This window comes from Polynucleobacter sp. MWH-UH35A (assembly GCF_018687075.1).
Classification (GTDB): Bacteria; Pseudomonadota; Gammaproteobacteria; order Burkholderiales; family Burkholderiaceae; genus Polynucleobacter.
The window spans coordinates 152,894-172,506 of record NZ_CP061285.1; the positions used below are offsets into that span (position 1 = coordinate 152,894).

The following is a 19,613-nucleotide window of genomic DNA, read 5'->3' on the forward strand; positions in this document are numbered from 1 at the left end:
TTAGGCCTGTATCTGTTATGTTTATGCCTTGAATCTACCTAATTTCTGGAATTTAGCCATGCAGGACACTCAAACCATTGAAAAACCCTTAACCCAGTTCAAATCGAAGGCTGATTTGCATCAAGGGGCAAACTCTGGGGTCGATGCATCTGGCGAGTGGTCAGTGGCTCAAATTGAGGCCTTGTTTGCGCTTCCCTTTAATGAATTGATGCTCAAGGCCCAAGAGACTCATAAAGCCTATTTTCCAGAGGGTGATGTGGAATTGGCCACTTTGCTTTCTATCAAGACTGGTGGATGTCCTGAAGACTGTGGTTATTGCCCTCAAGCTGCTCGTTATGACACCGACGTCAAGGCTGAGAAGTTGATGGGCTTAGAAGAGGTTCTAGAGGCTGCTAAAGCTGCTAAAGCTGCTGGATCTAACCGTTTCTGTATGGGTGCTGCTTGGCGCGAACCCAAAGACCGCGATATTGAAAAAGTCACGGCCATGATTAAGGGCGTAAAGGCCCTAGGCCTTGAAACCTGCGCTACCTTAGGCATGCTGGAGGCTGACCAAGCCCAGGCGCTACAAGAGGCTGGGCTGGACTTCTATAACCATAACTTAGACACCAGCGAAGATTTTTACCGATCTGTGATCTCAACTCGCGGCTATCAGGATCGTTTGGATACCATCTCCAATGTGCGTGCTGCAGGTATGTCAGTTTGTTGTGGTGGCATCGTGGGTATGGGTGAGTCTAGAGAACAGCGTGCAGCATTTTTGGCTCGTTTAGCCAACTTGAGCCCATATCCAGAATCAGTGCCTATTAATCATTTGGTGCCAGTAGCTGGCACTCCCTTGGCTGAGCAAAAACCACTCGATCCACTCGAGTTTGTGAGAACTATTGCAGTTGCAAGAATCACGATGCCTAAGGCCCGTGTTCGCCTCTCAGCAGGCCGTCAGGAGCTTGGCAGAGCTGTTCAGGCTATGTGCTTTATGGCTGGCGCCAACTCGATTTTCTATGGTGAGCAACTACTCACTACCGGCAATCCAGAGGCAGAACAAGACCGCCAACTCTTGGCGGAGTTGGGTCTCAAGACCAAACAAAGCTGTAAAGCAGAGGTTTTGGTCTAACTTTTCCTGAAATGTCCCCGATAGATCGTTTCATACTGGAGTTTGATACTGCCCTTCGATCGGTAGTTGGGGGCGCTAATGCGCAAAGACCGATACCGGGGTCTGATATTGCGGGTAATGTCGGCTTAAATGCTGCTGAACGCAAACATGCAGCTGGACTCATGCGAGTAAATCATGTTGGTGAAGTTTGCGCACAAGCACTGTATCAATCGCAAAAATTAGTGGCTCGAAATCCTGAAATTCAGGAGATGTTGGATCACTCCGGTCAAGAAGAGATGGATCATCTTGCATGGTGTGAATCACGTCTTCAAGAGTTGGGGTCACACACTAGTTATCTCAATCCAATTTGGTATGCTGGATCCTTTGCAATCGGCTTGGTAGCAGGCTTAGCGGGTGATAAGTGGAGTTTAGGTTTTGTCGCCGAAACTGAAAAACAAGTTGAGAATCATTTGGAGAGTCATCTCGAAAAATTACCCAAGGATGATCAACGTTCACGTGCAATTGTTGATCAAATGCGCATTGATGAAATTGAACATGGACAAGCCGCAAAAAATGCTGGCGGTGCAAATTTGCCAGAGCCAATTCAAAAAATAATGCAGGCGATGTCCAAGGTTATGACCACAACTGCTTACAAAATTTAAAACTGAAATTTGATTTAATCCCCGAAAATTATTTCTGATTAATTTTTTGATATATTTTCCAGGTATTACTGTTTTTAAATACAGTATATTTCGGGATTATCTAGCCTAATAGCTAAGATCTATTCTTAAGTATATTTTCCAAGCCATTGTTTCAAGTAGTTATTTTATTAACACCATTTTCTGAACACACGACGCTAAGTGTTTGTAAACACTAGAGAAATTCCCAAAAAAACTCCTAAAAACACTTGACCCTCTTAGTGTGATCCTCTAAAGTGGGAGGAAGTGTGAAAAAGTGGGGTAAATGGTGTTTCAAGGTGCGTCAGCTCTCAATTTAGATGCAAAAGGCCGCATGTCTGTGCCGGCTAAGCATCGTGACGCCTTGTTGGTTCAAGGTGAGGGCCGAGTCACGCTCACAAAGCACCCTGATGGCTGCTTACTTCTTTTCCCTAGGCCTGAGTGGGAAACCTTCAGAGCAAGAGTTGCGCAGCTCCCGATGGACGCACATTGGTGGCGTCGAATTTTTCTAGGTAATGCCGCAGAGATGGATTTGGATAGCGCTGGCCGTATCTTGGTGGGTCCCGAATTACGCGCAGCAGCAGGCATTGAAAAAGAAGTGATCTTGCTCGGTATGGGTAGTCACTTGGAGTTGTGGGATGCAGCAACATATGCTGCAAAAGAACAGGCTGCGATTGCGCAAGGCATGCCTGAAGCACTCAAGCAATTTAATTTTTGATGACGGAGTGCCATGAACATTACTCATCGCCCAGTGTTGCTGGCCGAGGCGGTGACGGCGCTAGTTGGCGGTCCGCTCATCCAAAATCAAAAGTTAGAAAAACAAATTTTGCTTATCGACGGAACCTTTGGGCGCGGTGGTCACACACAGGCATTGCTGAAAGAATTGAATTCCTCTGCTCGCATGATTTCTTTCGACAAGGATTTGGATGCGATTGCAGTGGCGCAACAAATCAACGATCCCCGCTTGAAGATTGTGCACAACAGTTTTGCGCAGATGGATCAGTACGCAGAACCAGAATCAGTCGATGGCATTTTGTTGGACTTAGGAATCAGCTCGCCTCAGGTGGACGAGGCGCATCGAGGCTTTTCCTTTCGTCGCGAAGGTCCGCTCGATATGCGCATGAATACCGATCATGGGTTAACAGCAGCAGAGTGGCTAGAGCAGACACCGCTAGAGGAAATCACACACGTGATTAAGACTTACGGAGAAGAGCGTTTTGCATTTCGGATTGCGAAGGCTATTGTGGCCAAGCGCGAAGAAGGCTTGCCTCCAAAAACCACAACTGAGTTAGCTAGTCTTGTGGCAAGTGTTGTGCGTACACGTGAAGTAGGCCAAGATCCTGCAACTAGAACATTTCAAGCCTTGCGTATTTTTATTAACCGCGAATTAGAAGATTTAGAGCTCGGGTTAAAGGCAGCGTTGAAATTGTTAAAACCTGGCGCACGTCTTGCGGTGATTAGTTTTCATTCGCTTGAAGATCGTATCGTGAAGCAGTTTATGCAGGCTCATGCAAAAGTAGAGGTGCCGCGTGGCTTGCCAGTTCGCGACAGAGATTTACCGCAAAGCGCTCTTGAAATTATCGGCCGCATCAAACCAAGCGATACCGAAGTCGCTGAAAATCCTCGTGCTCGTTCAGCCATTATGCGTATTGCCGAAAAGCGTATGGGGGTCGCTGGATGAATCGCGCCACCTTAACTTTGCTTGCCTTGCTTTTGATCTGCGCCTTATCTTTGGTTGCCGTTCAGCAGCGTGCACGCAAGCTATTTATTTTGCAAGAGCGTGCGCAGATTGAAGAGCGCAAATTAAACCAAGAATGGTTGCGTCTTGAATATGAGCAGCGCAATCTTTCAAAGTCTGCACGCATTCGTGATGTTGCGCGCAATCAGTTACATATGTCTCCGATTTCTCCCGAGCGTACTTTGTATTTGAAGGAGGCTAAATGAGGCCGGTTGGTTTTTCTACTACGCCAAATTTAGTATTGCGTCTGCCTATGTGGCGGTCGCGCTTGATGCTGTTTCTCTTGTTCTTTGTTTTCATGATGCTATTGCTGCGTGCATTTTGGATTCAGGGTCCAGGAAATGCATTTTACGAAGCCAAAGGTGTGCGTGGTACTCAGCGCGAATTAGAGCTACCTGCTAGCCGCGGAAAAATATTGGATCGCAATGGCCAAGTGATTGCTACCAGTCTCGAGGCTAAATCTGTTATTGCCTATAACGACACGGTGCCCGACGACTTAGCTGCCGATAAAGTGCAGAAGCTAGCAAGTCTTTTGCAAATTAGCGAGGCTGAGCTACGTAAGAAGCTAAAAGAGGAGCGCAAGCAAATCTTCTTAAAGCGTCAAGTGGATCCAGCAGTTGCGCAACAGATTAAGCAGTTGGAAATCCCAGGCATTGGTTTAAATAATGAATATCGTCGCTTCTATCCAGAGGGAGAGGCGATGGCCCATGTGGTTGGTTTCACTAATGTGAACGATAAGGGTCAGGAGGGCATGGAGCTTTCTCGTGAGAATGAGCTTGCTGGGCATCCCGGTCAAAGACGTGTGGTGGTTGATCGCTTGGGTCGTGTTGTTGAAGATGTTGCCATCTTGCAGTTGCCACAAAACGGAAAAGATTTAAATCTGTCTATCGATAGCAAAATTCAGTTCTTGGCTTACAACGCTGTTAAAGATGCTGTTGAAAAGCATCACGCAAAAGCAGGCGGCGCTGTAGTGCTAGATACGCAAACTGGCGAGATTTTGGCTTTGGCAAACTATCCAAGCTACAACCCAAATGATCGTAGAAACTTAACTGGCGAACAACTTCGTAATCGTGTATTGACTGACACTTTTGAGCCTGGCTCAACCATGAAGCCGTTGACCGTTGCTATTGCATTGGAAAAGGGCGCTGTCAAGCCAGATACCAATATGGTGATTGGTGCGAAATATTTAGTTGGGCCTAAGCCAATTACGGATACGCATCCATATGGAAACTTAACAGTTGCACAAATTATTCAGAAGTCTAGCAATATTGGTACTGCAAAGATTGCGATGAATAACCTCTCTGCCGAAGAGATGTGGGATTTCTATACCGCAGTAGGTTTGGGTCAGGCGCCGAAAATTGGATTCCCAGGTGCTGTCGCAGGCACTGTGCATCCCTATAAGAAATGGATGCCTACCGACCAAGCACGTATTGCGTTCGGGTACGGTATTTCTGCATCACTATTTCAGGTTGCGCGAGCTTATACCGTTTTTGCGCGTGATGGCGAATTGGTTCCATTAACCATTGAGCGCAGCCCAGAATACAAGCCAGGCACGAAAGTGCTTTCTCCAAAAACAGCGATTGAAATGCGGAACATGATGGAGGCAGTTACCGAGCCTGGTGGTACTGCTGTTAAGGCCCAAGCAGAGGGTTTCCGAGTTGGTGGAAAAACGGGTACAGCACATAAATTGGTTGGCAAGGGGTATGGCAATAAATATCGCGCTTACTTTGCGGGTTTGGCGCCAATTAGTGCGCCACGTATTGTTGTTGCGGTCATGATTGATGAGCCTACGGGCGGAAGTCACTACGGCGGTGACGTAGCTGCACCCGTGTTCTCAACAATCGTGAGTGAAACATTGCATACCTTAAATGTTTTGCCAGATAGCAAAGTCAAGCAAATGGTATTGCAGGATAAGAGTCCAGCTGAAATTCAGACTGCAAATGCTCAAGCTCAACATGTGGTTTTGAAGCGATGAGGGTGGCTTTGAAAATAGACACCAATCATTTGATTGACCACTTGCATACACTGGCGAATTCTTCCGCCAAAGTGTGTGCGGATAGTCGCCAGATTCAATCTGGCGATATCTTTTTTGCCTACCCTGTGGGTCATGGCAGTGCATTGCGTGATGGCCGCCAATTTATTCAAGCTGCTTTAGAGAATGGTGCAGCCGCAGTAGTTTTCGATCCGGTGAATATTGGTGAGCAATTTGTAGATCATCCGCAATGTTTTGCGGTTGAAAATCTAGCGGCTCAAGTGGGCCAATTGTGCTCCCAGTGGTATGGATATCCTAGTAAGGAATTAAATATTATTGGTGTAACGGGCACCAATGGCAAAACAAGTATTACGCAGTGGCTTGCTCAGGCATTAGACACTAGCAGCAGTCGCGCTGCAGTTTTAGGTACTTTAGGTACTGGCTTTCCCGGTGCATTAGTTCAGACTGGATATACAACTCCAGATGCTCCAAAGTTACAAACTCAGCTAGCAGAGTTGCGTAGTGCTGGAGCTAAACACGTAGCAATGGAAGTATCTTCGCACGCATTACATCAAGATCGCATCGTAGGGACACAAATTACTTGCGCTGTGTTCACTAATTTGACGCAGGATCATTTGGACTATCACGGCAGTATGGCTGATTATGCCGAGGCAAAGGCTAAATTATTTCAGCAAGCGGGCCTTAAGAATGCTGTGATCAACTTGGATGATCCCTTTGGCCGTGAATTGGCGATGAATTTATTGGCGAAAGATGGTTTGAAGGTTTGGGCGTATGCATTATCTGACTCCGCATTTATAGGTTTTGAGAAGTTTGGCAATCGCTTACTGCGCATTTATGCACAAGATACTGCTTTGAGTGGTGCAGGTTACAACACTACCTTTGTTTGTGGTGGTGTAGGCAGCGTTCAGCTGCATGTCCCATTGTTGGGTGAATTTAATCTAAGTAATGCACTTGCTGTGTGGGCGGTATTGCTCACACAAGGGATGGATTGCGATACCGCGAGCAAAAAAGTCAGCCAATTAAGCCCGGTGCTTGGGCGTATGGAATTGATTCGGCTTGGTAAGCATCAAAAGACAGAAGGTTTGTTAGCGGTTGTTGATTATGCGCATACACCAGATGCCCTAGAGAAAACTTTGCAAGCCTTGCGGCCTGTTGCTGAGCAACGTGGTGGAAACATTTGGTGCGTATTTGGTTGTGGTGGCGATCGTGATGCTGGCAAGCGCTCTCTGATGGGGGCTGTTGCTGAACGTAATGCTGATCATGTTCTAATCACAAGCGATAATCCACGCTCAGAAGATCCGCAGGCCATTATGCAGATGATTCGAAGTGGTATTTCGAGTGATGCCAATAATGTTCAAATAATTGCTGATCGTGCGGCAGCTATTATGGCTGCTATTCGTCATGCTGATGCTCGTGACATTGTCTTGGTTGCTGGCAAGGGTCATGAAACCACTCAAGAAATCAATGGTAAGAAGTTTGATTTCTCTGATCAAGAGCACATTCGCTTAGCTGCTGGAGGCGGGGTCTGATGTCTGATATGACAACCCTTGCTCAAGTGCAGGCCATGTTGCCTGGAAGCACGCTCATTAATTCTTCGGTGCAAACTGCTGGAGAGATATCTCTCTCTCGAGTGGGTACCGATAGTCGTCAGATTGAGCGTAATGAATTATTTGTTGCATTGGCAGGCGATCGGTTTGATGCGCATGACTTTTTGTCTGATGTGGCAAAAGCAGGAGCAGGTGCCGCATTAATTAGCGATCAGGAAAAATGCCCGGCAGACTTACCAGCAATTTGTGTGGCGAACACTCGTATTGGTCTAGGAAACTTAGCAAAAGCATGGCGTACTAATCATTCCATTCCTTTAGCTTTAGTTACTGGTAGCAATGGTAAGACCACTGTTAAAGAGATGATTGCCTCAATTTTTAAGGCTGCGGTGGGCGATCAACACACTTTGGTGACTAAGGGTAATTTAAATAACGATATTGGCTTGCCATTAACGCTCTTGAAATTACGTTCAACTGATCGCCTTGCAGTGGTTGAGCTCGGTATGAATCACCCCGGTGAGACGGCGCAGTTGGCTGGCATTGCGCAGGCGAATATTGCATTAATTAATAACGCTCAGCGCGAGCATCAAGAATTTATGGCCACAGTGGCGGCGGTAGCGGAAGAGCACTCAGATGCTATTCGTACTTTGCCAAGCAATGGCATTGCAGTGTTCCCGGCGGACTCTGAGTTTGCAGATCTTTGGCATCAGGCAGCTGCTGGTCGTCAGGTTATTGATTTTGCGCTGTCATCTACTCAGACCAAGGCATCAGCTGCCGTAACTGGCGCTCTATTAAGTAATGGACATGTGCAAATTCAGACAGCAAAAGGAACTATAGAAGTTCAGCTAAATACCCTAGGTAGTCACAATGTACGTAATGCTTTAGCAGCAAGCGCTGTTGGTGTTGCGGCTGATATAAGTCTTGAAAAAATTAAGCAGGGACTGGAATCATTCTCGCCGGTGAATGGCCGCATGCAAGCGAAGGTCATCGATTCCAATCGCACCCTGATTGATGATAGTTATAACGCAAATCCTGACTCTGTTAGGGCGGCAATTGATGCATTAAAACAATCTGGAAATATATCTTGGTTGATTTTGGGCGATATGGGTGAGGTCGGTGATCAAGGGCCCGAGTTCCATCGTGAGGTGGGTGCATACGCTGCCGAACAAGGGATAGCCAAGCTTTTTGTTTTGGGAGAGCAATCCCAATTTACGCTTCAAGGATTTAATGGGTCGGGCAACAGTGGTGCAATGACATCGCAAGCAACCCATTTTTTTGACATGGATAGCTTGATTGCGCAATTAAGAGATGCACTACATGCTCAGTCCAGCGGTAGTAATCAACACCTCAATATTTTGGTTAAAGGTTCGCGATTTATGCGCATGGAGCGTGTAGTACAGGCCTTGTTAGAGGAGGCTAAAGCATGCTCTTAATGTTGGCGCAATGGTTGCAAGATGATTTCGGATTCTTCCGGGTATTCAACTACATCACTTTTAGAGCGGTGATGGCAACGGTGACCGCATTATTAATTGGTTTGGCAGCCGGGCCTTGGGTTATTCGTAAGTTAGCCGCTTTGAAAATGGGCCAGGCTGTGCGTACGGATGGACCTCAGACGCATTTGGTGAAATCTGGCACCCCAACCATGGGCGGTGTGTTGATTTTGATCGGCATCTTTATCTCATGCATATTGTGGGCCGATCTGAGCAATCGATTTATTTGGATTGTGATGATTGTGACCTTTGGTTTTGGCTTGGTGGGTTGGGTGGATGACTATCGTAAGGTGGTTTACAAAGATCCGAAGGGAATGGCTTCAAGAGAAAAATTCTTTTGGCAAACCTTAATTGGTTTATTTGCTGCAATCTATCTGGCGTTCTCAGTTTCTGAAGTTAACAACCTCAAAGTGCTGCAATTATTTTATGAGTGGCTCAGAAGTGGGTTTGCTTTAGATCTGCCTGCAAAAACAAATTTATTGCTGCCCTTTATGAAAGAAGTTAGTTACCCATTGGGAATCATGGGCTTCATTATTTTGAGTTACTTGGTAATTGTTGGTAGCAGCAATGCTGTAAACCTAACTGACGGCCTGGATGGCCTAGTCATCATGCCGGTAATCCTAGTGGGCGCAGCATTGGGCGCTTTTGCTTATGTGATGGGTAATGCAATTTATGCAAAGTACCTTCTCTTTCCTTATATTCCCGGCGCTGGTGAGTTGATGATTTTCTGCGGAGCCATGGGCGGTGCTGGGCTAGCATTCCTCTGGTACAACACCCATCCAGCACAAGTATTTATGGGTGATGTGGGGGCGCTTGCTCTAGGCGGCGCACTTGGCACGATTGCCGTCATTGTTCGTCAAGAAATTGTGTTGTTTGTGATGGGCGGTATTTTTGTTGCTGAAACTGTTTCAGTCATGCTCCAGGTTGTTTGGTTCAAGTTCACAAAAAAACATTTTGGCGAAGGTCGTCGGATTTTCCGTATGGCGCCACTGCATCACCATTTTGAATTAGGTGGGTGGAAAGAAACGCAAGTGGTTGTACGTTTCTGGATCATCACTATTCTTTTAGTCTTAATTGGCTTGTCTAGCTTGAAGTTACGGTAATTCAAAAGTAAATATGTTGACCTTAGAAAACACTTTTGCAAATTCAGCTTTCATGGCTGATGAGGGCTATCAGGCGCCTAACCGATTCCTTATTTTGGGTTTGGGTGAGTCTGGCGTAGCCATGGCGAAGTGGTGCTTACGCAATGGCGCAAAAGTACGACTTGTGGATACCCGTGATCAGTCAACATTGACTGAGCGTCAAAAGGCTTGGCTTGAAGAGCTGCGTATTGCAGGTTTAAGTGATATTTGTTTTGGCTCTTTAGATGATGGCTTATTGAAAGACATCGATGTTATTGGCATTAGTCCAGGGCTGTCTCCGGTTCAAGATCCAATTTATTCATTCTTGGTTAAAGCTGAACAAGCTGAAATCGATATCTGGAGCGAGATAGAGTTTTTTGCCCGTGCAATTTCAGCTTTAAGCCGTATGGCCCAAGCTCAAGAGTTAAGTTATGCAACTTCAGTATTGGCTATTACTGGTACAAACGGTAAAACCACTACCACTGCATTAACCGGTCAACTTTGCGAACGCGCCGGTAAGAAGGTTGCTGTTGCGGGCAATATTAGCCCTGCTGCTCTAGAAAAGCTCATGAGTTGCTTGGATATTGCTGATCAAATTCTCGATATGCCCGATGTTTGGGTCTTGGAGTTATCTAGCTTTCAGTTGGTCTATACCCACACTTTTAATGCAACTGCAGCAACCGTACTCAATATTACCCAAGACCACTTAGATTGGCATGGTGATATGCAGTCTTATGTAGACGCAAAATCCAAAATATTTGGTGCCGATACGGTATGCATTCTGAATCGTGATGACTCGTTGGTAATGGGTTTGCTTTCGGAAGCGCAAAAAGCGGAAAAATCTATTGTGACCTTTGGCTCAAATCGCCCAGATGAGCAGGGTGCTTTTGGTATTGAGCACGACTTGCGCGCTGGCGGAATTGATTGGCTGGTATGGGCTGAAGTGGATGAGGACGTAGAGCCTAAGCCTAAGCGTCGTCGTAAGTCTGCAGCTGTTGAGGAAGAGGAGCCATTGCGACTCAAGCGTTTGATCCCGGCAGATGCTTTAAGAATTCGTGGTCGCCACAATGCCTTAAATGCGTTGGCTGCGCTTGCCTTAGCGCGTGCAGCTAACTTGCCAATGAACGTACTGTTGCATGGTTTGCGCGATTACCATGGTGAGCCACATCGCGTACAAAGTATTGCAATCGTTAAAGACGTTGAGTATGTCGATGACAGCAAGGGCACTAATGTGGGCGCAACAGTAGCCGCCCTAAATGGCCTGGGTAGCAATGAATCAGGAAAACGCATTTGGTTAATTGCCGGTGGCGATGGCAAAGGGCAAGATTTCAGTCCATTGCGGGAGCCAGCTTTACGCTTTGTGAAGGGCGCCTTCTTAATTGGAAAAGATGGCGCTGCGATTGGCGAGGCCTTAGGCTCTGGAATTCCAAGCACTCATTGCGGTGATTTAGTTTCAGCAGTGCGGGCTGCGGCAGCACAAGCTATATCGGGAGATTTAGTGCTGTTATCTCCAGCTTGCGCGAGTTTGGATCAATTCCGTGACTATAAAGAACGTGCTCAAGTATTTGCTTCAGAAGTCGAAGAGCTAGGAATGCATTTTGAAGGAGTTCAGGCATGAACTTAAGAGAGAAATTCTTCCCTGAAAATCGTCTCGGATTAAATCGCTTTTGGAATTTTTCCCGAGGTGGGATAGATAACTTCCGTACTGGTTTGCGAGATGCGGTATCTGGGGTAGAGCAAACCCGTTCCCGCATGATGGATTATGACCAGTTGCTAGTCTGGGCTGTTTTATCTTTGATGTTGATTGGCTTAGTAATGGTGTATTCCGCTTCCATTACTTTGGCTGATGGACCGAAGTATGCAAACTACAGTAGCAATTTCTTTCTCATTCGCCATTTGATTTCGTTAGCAATTGCAATTGGAGTTGGAATTTGGGCATTTAAGATTCCCACAAAAGTTTGGGATCGTTATTCACCGGTGATTTTTGGATTCACAGTTTTGTTGCTCATCGCTGTTTTGATTCCTGGAGTCGGCAAGGGTGTAAATGGTGCTAAGCGCTGGATCCCTTTGGGCTTGATGAACTTTCAGCCATCTGAGTTAATGAAATTTGCGGCAGTGATCTTTGCGGCAAGTTATACCGTTCAACGTCAGGAATATCTCCACTCCTTTGTGAAGGGCATGCTGCCAATGGGTATTGCAGTTGCTCTGGTGGGTGGATTATTAATGGCGGAGCCCGACATGGGCGCATTCGTGGTGGTTGCCTTAATCGCATTTGGCATTCTGTTTTTGGGCGGCATTAACGCTAAGTTGTTTGGCGGATTAATTTTGGTCGGCTTAATGAGTGGCGCAACCATGATTGCGCTCTCCCCATTTCGTCGTGGCCGTATGTTGGCCTTTATGGATCCATGGCAAGTAGATAACGCAGCCAATAAAGGTTATCAATTGACCCATTCACTGATGGCATTTGGCCGCGGCGAATGGTTTGGTACAGGACTTGGCGGTAGCGTAGAAAAATTGCACTACTTACCAGAAGCGCATACCGACTTCATCATGGCCGTCATTGGTGAAGAGTTGGGCTTTGTTGGCGTAGTCGTGATGATCTTCTTGTTCTATTGGATCGTACGTCGCGCCTTCTTAATTGGCCGTACTGCTTTGCAACTAGATCGTAGTTTTGCAGGCCTTGCTGCAAAAGGCGTTGCCATTTGGATTGGCTGGCAGGCATTTATCAATATGGGCGTGAACCTTGGACTGTTACCAACCAAAGGCTTGACTTTGCCATTGGTAAGTTATGGCGGCTCTGGAATTTTGATGAACGCAGTTGCTGTTGCAATGTTGTTGCGCATCGATTTTGAAAACCGCATTCTCATGCGTGGAGGGAAGCTTTGACAAAGCCCTCAATTCTTGTGATGGCTGGTGGCACTGGTGGGCATATCTTCCCAGGCCTTGCTGTCGCTGAATATTTGCGGATTTGCGGTTGGAATGTCTCTTGGTTGGGAAATCAAGCGGGCATGGAGTATCGCCTTGTGAAGTCTTGTGAGTTTCCATTTGAGGCAGTTGAGTTTGGTGGTCTGCGTGGCAAGGGATTAAAAGCCAAGTTAATGTTGCCGATAAACCTCATGCGGGCTTGCTTTCAGAGCTGGAAGATCATGCGCCGTGTAAAACCCAATGTAGTTTTAGGAATGGGTGGTTACATCACTTTCCCAGGCGGATTGATGAGTAAGTTCTTGAAGCGTCCTTTGGTATTGCATGAAGCGAATTCAGTTGCAGGTAGTGCGAATCGTGCCTTGAGCAAAATTGCCATGCGTACTTTGACTGGATTTCCCAATACGATGCCAAATGCAGAGTGGGTTGGTAATCCGATTCGCGAAGAGTTTGATCACATGCTGACGCCTGCAGAGCGTTATGAGCAGCGCCAAGGACCTCTTTCAATTTTAGTAGTAGGCGGCAGCCTGGGAGCTGCGGCATTAAACGAAAACATTCCTGCCGCTTTAGCATTGATTCCGGCTGAGTCACGGCCAAAAGTGATTCACCAGGCGGGTGATAAGCATTTGGCAGATCTCCAAAAAAGATATGCGGATGCTGGAGTAGATGCGGATATTCGTCCATTTATTGATGACATGCCAGCAGCGTATTCACAGGCAGATTTAGTCATTTGTCGTTCTGGCGCTATGACAGTCTCAGAAATAGCTGCTTGTGGAGTTGCTTCTTGCTTGATTCCATTTCCTCATGCAATTGATGATCATCAAACTGCTAATGCGCGGTTTTTATCAGATGCCGATGCGGCAGTTTTATTGCCACAGCCATTGCTGAACCCACAGGATTTGGCATTGATGATTCAAAACTTCAATCGCGCGGACTTAAAAGAGATGGCATTGCGTGCTCATGCTTTAGCAAAGCCGCACGCTACCCAGCGAGTGGCTGAAGTGTGTGCTGATTGTGCGGGGGTCGGTATATGAAACATATCGTTCAACAAATTCACTTCATTGGTATCGGTGGCGCTGGTATGAGCGGCATTGCAGAAGTGCTTTTGAATTTGGGATATCAAGTTTCCGGGTCTGATCTGGCTGATGGAGTAGTTACCAAGCGTCTGAGAGAGTTGGGCGCTGTTATTCATATTGGGCATGACCCCAAGAACATCGGCACTGCTGAGGCGGTTGTCATTTCAACTGCAGTTGCTGGCAATAATCCTGAGGTCTTGGCTGCACGTGCTGCAAAGATTCCAGTGATTCAGCGTGCTGTGATGTTGGGTGAGTTGATGCGCCTCAAGCAAGGTATTGCAATCGCTGGCACCCATGGCAAAACAACCACCACTAGCTTAGTTGCGTCAGTTTTGGCTGAGGGCGGTCTAGATCCGACATTTGTGATTGGCGGCAAACTCAATTCAGCTGGCGCTAATGCTCGCTTAGGGCGCGGCGACTTTATTGTTGTTGAAGCAGATGAATCCGATGCTTCTTTCTTGCAATTATTTCCAGCGATGGAAGTGGTAACCAATATCGATGCTGATCATATGGATACCTATCAGCATGATATGGCGCGCCTAAAGCAAGCATTTGTACAGTTTATTCAGCGTATGCCTTTCTATGGTGTTGCAGTGCTGTGCATCGATGATGCAAATGTGCGCGACATCATTCCATTTGTGTCTCAGCCAGTACTTCGTTATGGCTTATCAGAAGATGCAGATATTCGCGCAAGCAATGTACGTGCAGATGGCACACGGATGCATTTCACAGTGGATCGCCGCACCGTGCGCAGACACGGTAATAAGCCAGGCCCTCTAAATGTCACACTGAACTTACCGGGCTTACATAATGTCCGTAACGCTTTGGCGGCTATTAGCATCGCTACTGAGTTGGGTGTGAGTGATGATGCCATTACTAAGGCCCTCTCAGAATTTGGCGGAGTAGGTCGTCGCTTTCAGCGCTATGGCGAAGTTCCATTGGCGTCGGGTGGTAGCTTTACTTTGATTGATGATTATGGACACCATCCTGTAGAAATGGCGGCAACCTTAGCCGCAGCTAGGGGAGCATACCCAGATCGTCGCTTGGTGCTGGCATTCCAACCGCACCGCTTCACGAGAACACGTGATTGCTTCGGTGAGTTTGTGCAGGTCCTTCGAAGCTTTGATGCCTTAGTGTTGACAGACGTCTATCCAGCGGGCGAAGCAAAAATTCCGGGGGCAGATGGTAAGAGCTTAATGAAGGCCGCTATTGCAGAAGATAAAAATTCCAAGGCTTTATTAAATTCAGGCGCAGTTGCTTATGCTGCAAATATTGCTGAGATGCCAGAAAAATTGAGTCAAGTTCTACAAGATGGGGATGTATTAATTACGATGGGCGCAGGTTCAATTTCTGCTTTGCCATATACGCTGTCGGAGGCAAAGCATGTCTGAGGTAGGTTTTAATTTGAGCACTTGGGGTGATCGCGTGAAGGCTAGCTTATCTAGCCTAGATCTCAAGTCATTGGGTCGTGTTGGCGTTTTGCTCGGCGGTAAATCTGGCGAAAGAGAAATTTCTCTCATGTCAGGTAATGGTGTTTTGGATGCGTTGCGATCAAAAGGGGTCGACGCCCATGCCTTCGATACTGGTTTACGTTGCCCAACCGAATTGGCTAAAGAAAATTTCGATCGTATTTTTATCTCTCTTCACGGTCGCTTTGGTGAGGACGGAACTATTCAGGGTTTGCTTGAATTATTGGGGCTGCCTTATACAGGTAGTGGTGTATTGGCCTCTGCTTTGGCGATCGACAAGATTGTTACAAAGCAGGTCTGGATTAGCAGTGGACTCGCCACTCCTAAATATGAAGAGTTAACTGCTGATAGCGACTGGAATGCAGTGGTGAACCATTTGGGCTTGCCGCTAATTGTTAAGCCTGCTCATGAAGGTTCATCTTTGGGGTTAACCAAAGTCAAATCAGTGGATGAGTTGCCGGCCGCATACAAACTTGCCGCTGGCTTAGACAAAAAAGTCATTGCAGAAACCTGCATCATTGGCGATGAATTGACTTGCCCGCTGGTGGGTCAAGGTAAAACAGCTGAGGCATTACCCGTAATCAAAATTATTCCGCCGCAAGCGAACTACGATTTTCATAATAAGTACTTCTCCGATGAAACTCAGTATTTATGCCCAACTGGATTAGCGCCAGAGGTAAATACCGCAGTTCAGGAATTGGCTCTAGCGGCATACAAGGCCTTGGGTTGCCGTACTTGGGGTCGTGCTGATGTGATGCTCGATCAAAAGACGGGCAAGCCTTATTTGCTGGAGATGAATACCTCACCAGGTATGACTTCTCACTCTTTGGTGCCTATGGCTGCCAAAGCTGCTGGTATTGAATATGCAGACTTGGTGCTGTGGCTGCTCAGTCAAACATTGCACCAAAAAGAGGGCGTCCCTGCATGAGCAACTTCATGGACCGCTTCGGTGAAATTTTCTCTATGTTGATGGCTCCACTTTGGAATCATTCTGATCGCATGGAGAAATTGAGCCGCTTCTTGATCCGTTGCTTTGTAGTGATGTTAGTCATTGGTATTTTGGTTTGGCTAAGTCAACGCCCTGTATTTGCTTTGAAACAGATTCAAATAGAGCCCATTGCAGGACAAACTTTGAAGCATATTAATAAGCCGATTGTGAAGCAGCAGGTTTTGGAGACAGTACAAGGCAACTTCTTTAGCGTTCGCTTAGAAGATGTGAAGCGTGGTTTTGAAAGCATGCCGTGGGTGCGGCATGCCAATGTTCGTCGGGTTTGGCCAAATGGCTTGGTAGTAAGCATTGAAGAGCAAAAACCTTTTGGAACATGGGGTGGAGCTGATAGTCATACCCTCATGAATAGCCATGGTGAACTGTTTACTGGTCGCGTATCCGAGGTAAGTGATGATCTACGTCTGGTGGATTTCTCTGGTCCTGCAGATGCCGGCAAAGAGGTGATGAGTCTTTATGAAAAAGCCAACAATTGGTTTAAGCCATGGGGCGCAGAAGTCACTAGTCTAGCTTTGACTGAGCGCTATGCATGGCATGTAAGGCTTTCAAACGGCATGAAGGTTGAGTTTGGGCGTGATGAAGAGAGCTCTGACAAAAATTTAACGGAAGAGCGGGTTGCACGCTTGTTTAAGTATTGGCCCCAAGTACAAGAGAAGTGGGCCAACAGAGTTGACGCAGTCGACTTGCGCTATGCAAATGGTTTCGCAGTTCATCTTGCTTCTGCAAGTTTGAAAAGGAATGAAGTAGACGCTAAAAAAAGTAAGCTGAAGCAATGAGGAATGGTAATGAGTAAAGACAATCGCGATATTTTGGTTGGATTGGATATTGGTACTTCCAAGGTGGTTGCCTTGGTTGCTGAATTAGCTCCTGATGGTCAATTCAACGTGGTTGGTGTTGGTCAAACTGCATCAAAGGGATTAAAGAAGGGCGTTGTCGTCAATATTGAGGCAACTGTTCAATCCATTCAAAAGGCGCTTGAAGAGGCCGAGGTAATGGCTGATCGCCAGATCGTACAAGTCTTCACCGGCATTGCGGGTAATCACATTGTGAGTTTTAACTCCAGCGGTATGGTTGCTATCCGCGATAAAGAAGTTGGCTCTGGAGATGTTGAGCGTGTACTCGAGACAGCAAAAGCAATCAATATCCCAACGGATCAACAGATTTTGCACATTCTGGTTCAAGAATTCATTATCGATGGACAGGAAGATGTGCGTGAGCCTATTGGTATGAGTGGACTTCGCTTAGAGGTGAAGGTTCATATTGTTACTGGCGCTGTAAGTGCTGCGCAAAATATTGTGAAGTGTGTGCGTCGTTGCGGTCTCGAAGTAAATGACTTGATCTTGCAGCCTTTGGCCTCAAGTTTGGCAGTGCTTACTGAAGACGAGAAAGAGCTTGGCGTTGTATTGGTAGACATTGGTGGCGGTACAACTGACATCGCAATTTATTGCCAGGGCTCAATTCGTCATACTGCGGTGATTCCTATTGCAGGCGATCAAATTACCAATGATATTGCGATGGCGTTACGCACACCAACGATTGACGCTGAAGATTTGAAGATTGCGCACGGCATTGCCCGTCAAGAAATGGCTGACCCTACTGCAATGATTGATGTTCCTGGTGTGGGTGATCGTGAGCCACGCCCAATGTCTAAACAAGCATTAGCTGCAGTCATTGAGCCACGCGTTGAAGAGTTGTTTACCTTAGTAAGAGGCGTAGTGCGTGATTCTGGCTATGAAGATATGGTTTCTTCTGGAATTGTGCTAACCGGTGGTACTGCATTAATGCCAGGCATGGTCGAGTTAGCTGAACAGGTCTTCTTAAGGCCGGCGCGCATTGGTACCCCGGAGTATCGAGGCCATCTTCATGAGGTATTACGCAGTCCCAGATATGCCACCAGCATTGGTTTGCTGATGGAAGGTCAAGCGCAGTTATTGCGTGGCCGTCGTGTTTCTCAATCAGGCGCATTGCAAGGTGTGATTTCGCGCATGAAGGAATGGTTTGCAGGAAATTTTTAAGTAATTTTTTTAGTTTTTTTCGTCGTCGTCAACGTAGTACGTTTTTACCTAGGAGGGTATATGGAATTTGAAATGTTAGATCAAGAAACAGCTGGCAAAACCATTATTAAAGTGGTTGGAGTTGGTGGTGCAGGTGGTAATGCTGTCCAGCACATGATCCGTCGTGGTGTTAACGGCGTAGAGTTCATTTGCATGAACACCGATGCTGGCGCTTTACAGCGTTCTGAGGCATCTGTGAATTTGCAACTGGGCTCTAGCGGGTTAGGTGCTGGCGCTAAACCAGAAATTGGTGCGGCTTCTGCTGAAGAAGCGCGTGCACGCATTGCGGATACATTGCAGGGCGCGCATATGGTATTCATTACTGCAGGTATGGGTGGTGGCACTGGAACGGGTGCAGCCCCAATCGTGGCTCAAGTAGCTAAAGAAATGGGCATTCTTACTGTAGGCGTGATCAGTAAGCCATTTGATTTTGAGGGTGTTAAGCGTTTGAAGGTTGCAGAGAATGGCGCTACCGAACTTGAATCCTATGTAGATTCACTCATTGTCGTGCTTAATGAAAAACTCTTTGAAGTAATGGGCGAAGATGCTGAGTTCGACAAAGCATTTGCTTGTGCCGATGACGTATTGCATAACGCAGTTTCTGGTATTGCAGAAATCATCAATGTTCAGGGTTTGATTAACGTTGACTTTGAAGACGTTAAGACCGTGATGGGCGAGCAAGGTAAAGCCATGATGGGAACAGCAACTGTTTCTGGTATGGATCGTGCACGTTTGGCTGCTGAGGCTGCAGTTGCTTCACCATTGCTCGAAGGTGTTGATCTATCTGGCGCACGTGGCGTATTGGTAAACATTACTGCAAGCCGTTCATTGAAGTTGTCTGAGACTCGTGAAGTCATGGCTGCGATTCGTGGCTACGCTGCGGATGATGCAACGGTCATCTTCGGTACTGTTTATGACGAAAGCTTAGGTGATGCATTACGTGTAACTGTAGTTGCTACTGGTTTGAATAATCCTCAGGCTCGTAAAAACAACCAGCCAGAAGTAGTTTGGAGACAAGCTACTGGTACTCATGATGCAATGCCAACAATGGCTGATCTCAATAGTTTTGCCCCTGCAAGCCCATCAGCTGCAATCAGTAAGGTAAGCATGGATTCTGCATTGGGAACTAGCGCAGGTTTAGCGATGACTGGTGTTGGTAGTGCTCCAGCGGCGGCTCAGCCAGCAAGCACTGGTGTTGATTACAGTCAATACGATTTGCCACGTGTTTTTCGTAGCTCTCGTGAGGCGACTCCTGCGCCTACATTAGGTGCGGATAGCTCTCCGCAAGCTAAATCCATGTTGGATAAAGGGGCTGATTATTATGAAATCCCAGCCTTTTTGCGTAAGCAAGCGGATTAATTGACTGCTTAATACAATAGGTAATTGCAAAATGCCAGCGCGGCGCCCCTCCGGACGACGAATCCCGCGCTTGCGTT

17 protein-coding genes are annotated in these 19,613 nt (G+C 46.8%); all 17 read left to right on the plus strand.

What is annotated here, in order from left to right:
* The first annotated feature begins 58 nt into the window (after window positions 1-58).
* Window positions 59-1,108 (plus strand): biotin synthase BioB, encoded by a 1,050-nt coding sequence (bioB, locus tag ICV36_RS00870; protein ID WP_215400677.1) that lies wholly within the window; start codon window positions 59-61, stop codon window positions 1,106-1,108.
* A gap of 11 nt (window positions 1,109-1,119) precedes the next feature.
* Window positions 1,120-1,749 carry a 2-polyprenyl-3-methyl-6-methoxy-1,4-benzoquinone monooxygenase gene (coq7, locus tag ICV36_RS00875; protein WP_215400678.1) on the plus strand — a complete coding sequence of 210 codons (630 nt, stop codon included), beginning with the start codon at window positions 1,120-1,122 and terminating at the stop codon, window positions 1,747-1,749.
* A 304-nt stretch (window positions 1,750-2,053) separates the two neighbouring features.
* On the plus strand, window positions 2,054-2,482 hold the full coding sequence (gene mraZ / locus ICV36_RS00880) for a division/cell wall cluster transcriptional repressor MraZ (RefSeq protein ID WP_215401507.1): 429 nt from the start codon (window positions 2,054-2,056) through the stop codon (window positions 2,480-2,482).
* Window positions 2,483-2,494: 12 nt separating this feature from the next.
* Window positions 2,495-3,445, plus strand: a complete 951-nt coding sequence (rsmH, locus tag ICV36_RS00885; protein WP_215400679.1) for a 16S rRNA (cytosine(1402)-N(4))-methyltransferase RsmH — start codon at window positions 2,495-2,497, stop codon at window positions 3,443-3,445.
* A complete protein-coding gene (gene ftsL / locus ICV36_RS00890; protein WP_215400680.1) occupies window positions 3,442-3,708 on the plus strand; it encodes a cell division protein FtsL in 267 nt (88 codons plus the stop codon). The genes rsmH and ftsL overlap by 4 nt, the downstream gene beginning before the upstream one ends.
* Window positions 3,705-5,477, plus strand: a complete 1,773-nt coding sequence (locus ICV36_RS00895) for a penicillin-binding protein 2 (RefSeq protein WP_215400681.1) — start codon at window positions 3,705-3,707, stop codon at window positions 5,475-5,477. The genes ftsL and ICV36_RS00895 overlap by 4 nt, the downstream gene beginning before the upstream one ends.
* Entirely contained in the window at window positions 5,474-7,024 is a 1,551-nt protein-coding gene (locus tag ICV36_RS00900) for a UDP-N-acetylmuramoyl-L-alanyl-D-glutamate--2,6-diaminopimelate ligase (protein WP_215400683.1), read from the plus strand. The genes ICV36_RS00895 and ICV36_RS00900 overlap by 4 nt, the downstream gene beginning before the upstream one ends.
* Complete coding sequence (murF, locus tag ICV36_RS00905; RefSeq protein ID WP_215400684.1) at window positions 7,024-8,472, plus strand: UDP-N-acetylmuramoyl-tripeptide--D-alanyl-D-alanine ligase; 1,449 nt, start codon at window positions 7,024-7,026, stop codon at window positions 8,470-8,472. The genes ICV36_RS00900 and murF overlap by 1 nt, the downstream gene beginning before the upstream one ends.
* Window positions 8,463-9,632 carry a phospho-N-acetylmuramoyl-pentapeptide-transferase gene (gene mraY / locus ICV36_RS00910; RefSeq protein WP_215400685.1) on the plus strand — a complete coding sequence of 390 codons (1,170 nt, stop codon included), beginning with the start codon at window positions 8,463-8,465 and terminating at the stop codon, window positions 9,630-9,632. The genes murF and mraY overlap by 10 nt, the downstream gene beginning before the upstream one ends.
* A 52-nt stretch (window positions 9,633-9,684) precedes the next feature.
* On the plus strand, window positions 9,685-11,268 hold the full coding sequence (gene murD / locus ICV36_RS00915) for a UDP-N-acetylmuramoyl-L-alanine--D-glutamate ligase (protein WP_215401508.1): 1,584 nt from the start codon (window positions 9,685-9,687) through the stop codon (window positions 11,266-11,268).
* Window positions 11,265-12,536, plus strand: coding sequence for a putative lipid II flippase FtsW (gene ftsW / locus ICV36_RS00920; RefSeq protein WP_215400686.1), 1,272 nt, complete (start codon window positions 11,265-11,267; stop codon window positions 12,534-12,536). Before murD ends, ftsW begins: the two co-directional genes overlap by 4 nt.
* A 20-nt stretch (window positions 12,537-12,556) precedes the next feature.
* A complete protein-coding gene (murG, locus tag ICV36_RS00925) occupies window positions 12,557-13,606 on the plus strand; it encodes an undecaprenyldiphospho-muramoylpentapeptide beta-N-acetylglucosaminyltransferase (protein ID WP_215401509.1) in 1,050 nt (349 codons plus the stop codon).
* Window positions 13,603-15,039 (plus strand): UDP-N-acetylmuramate--L-alanine ligase, encoded by a 1,437-nt coding sequence (gene murC / locus ICV36_RS00930; RefSeq protein WP_215400687.1) that lies wholly within the window; start codon window positions 13,603-13,605, stop codon window positions 15,037-15,039. Before murG ends, murC begins: the two co-directional genes overlap by 4 nt.
* Complete coding sequence (locus tag ICV36_RS00935; RefSeq protein ID WP_215400688.1) at window positions 15,032-16,045, plus strand: D-alanine--D-alanine ligase; 1,014 nt, start codon at window positions 15,032-15,034, stop codon at window positions 16,043-16,045. Before murC ends, ICV36_RS00935 begins: the two co-directional genes overlap by 8 nt.
* On the plus strand, window positions 16,042-16,899 hold the full coding sequence (locus ICV36_RS00940; RefSeq protein ID WP_215400689.1) for a cell division protein FtsQ/DivIB: 858 nt from the start codon (window positions 16,042-16,044) through the stop codon (window positions 16,897-16,899). Before ICV36_RS00935 ends, ICV36_RS00940 begins: the two co-directional genes overlap by 4 nt.
* A 9-nt stretch (window positions 16,900-16,908) precedes the next feature.
* Window positions 16,909-18,138 (plus strand): cell division protein FtsA, encoded by a 1,230-nt coding sequence (gene ftsA, locus ICV36_RS00945; RefSeq protein WP_215321364.1) that lies wholly within the window; start codon window positions 16,909-16,911, stop codon window positions 18,136-18,138.
* 60 nt (window positions 18,139-18,198) lie between these two features.
* Window positions 18,199-19,536: a cell division protein FtsZ gene (gene ftsZ, locus ICV36_RS00950; protein ID WP_215400690.1), complete on the plus strand. Its 1,338-nt coding sequence runs from the start codon at window positions 18,199-18,201 to the stop codon at window positions 19,534-19,536.
* Window positions 19,537-19,613: the final 77 nt, after the last annotated feature.

Coding starts and splice junctions, on each gene's coding strand:
- bioB (WP_215400677.1), top strand. CDS start 59: ATGCAGGACACTCAAACCATTGAAAAACCCTTAACCCAGTTCAAATCG.
- coq7 (WP_215400678.1), top strand. CDS start 1,120: ATGTCCCCGATAGATCGTTTCATACTGGAGTTTGATACTGCCCTTCGA.
- rsmH (WP_215400679.1), top strand. CDS start 2,495: ATGAACATTACTCATCGCCCAGTGTTGCTGGCCGAGGCGGTGACGGCG.
- ftsL (WP_215400680.1), top strand. CDS start 3,442: ATGAATCGCGCCACCTTAACTTTGCTTGCCTTGCTTTTGATCTGCGCC.
- ICV36_RS00895 (WP_215400681.1), top strand. CDS start 3,705: ATGAGGCCGGTTGGTTTTTCTACTACGCCAAATTTAGTATTGCGTCTG.
- ICV36_RS00900 (WP_215400683.1), top strand. CDS start 5,474: ATGAGGGTGGCTTTGAAAATAGACACCAATCATTTGATTGACCACTTG.
- murF (WP_215400684.1), top strand. CDS start 7,024: ATGTCTGATATGACAACCCTTGCTCAAGTGCAGGCCATGTTGCCTGGA.
- mraY (WP_215400685.1), top strand. CDS start 8,463: ATGCTCTTAATGTTGGCGCAATGGTTGCAAGATGATTTCGGATTCTTC.
- murD (WP_215401508.1), top strand. CDS start 9,685: ATGGCTGATGAGGGCTATCAGGCGCCTAACCGATTCCTTATTTTGGGT.
- ftsW (WP_215400686.1), top strand. CDS start 11,265: ATGAACTTAAGAGAGAAATTCTTCCCTGAAAATCGTCTCGGATTAAAT.
- murG (WP_215401509.1), top strand. CDS start 12,557: ATGGCTGGTGGCACTGGTGGGCATATCTTCCCAGGCCTTGCTGTCGCT.
- murC (WP_215400687.1), top strand. CDS start 13,603: ATGAAACATATCGTTCAACAAATTCACTTCATTGGTATCGGTGGCGCT.
- ICV36_RS00935 (WP_215400688.1), top strand. CDS start 15,032: ATGTCTGAGGTAGGTTTTAATTTGAGCACTTGGGGTGATCGCGTGAAG.
- ICV36_RS00940 (WP_215400689.1), top strand. CDS start 16,042: ATGAGCAACTTCATGGACCGCTTCGGTGAAATTTTCTCTATGTTGATG.
- ftsA (WP_215321364.1), top strand. CDS start 16,909: ATGAGTAAAGACAATCGCGATATTTTGGTTGGATTGGATATTGGTACT.
- ftsZ (WP_215400690.1), top strand. CDS start 18,199: ATGGAATTTGAAATGTTAGATCAAGAAACAGCTGGCAAAACCATTATT.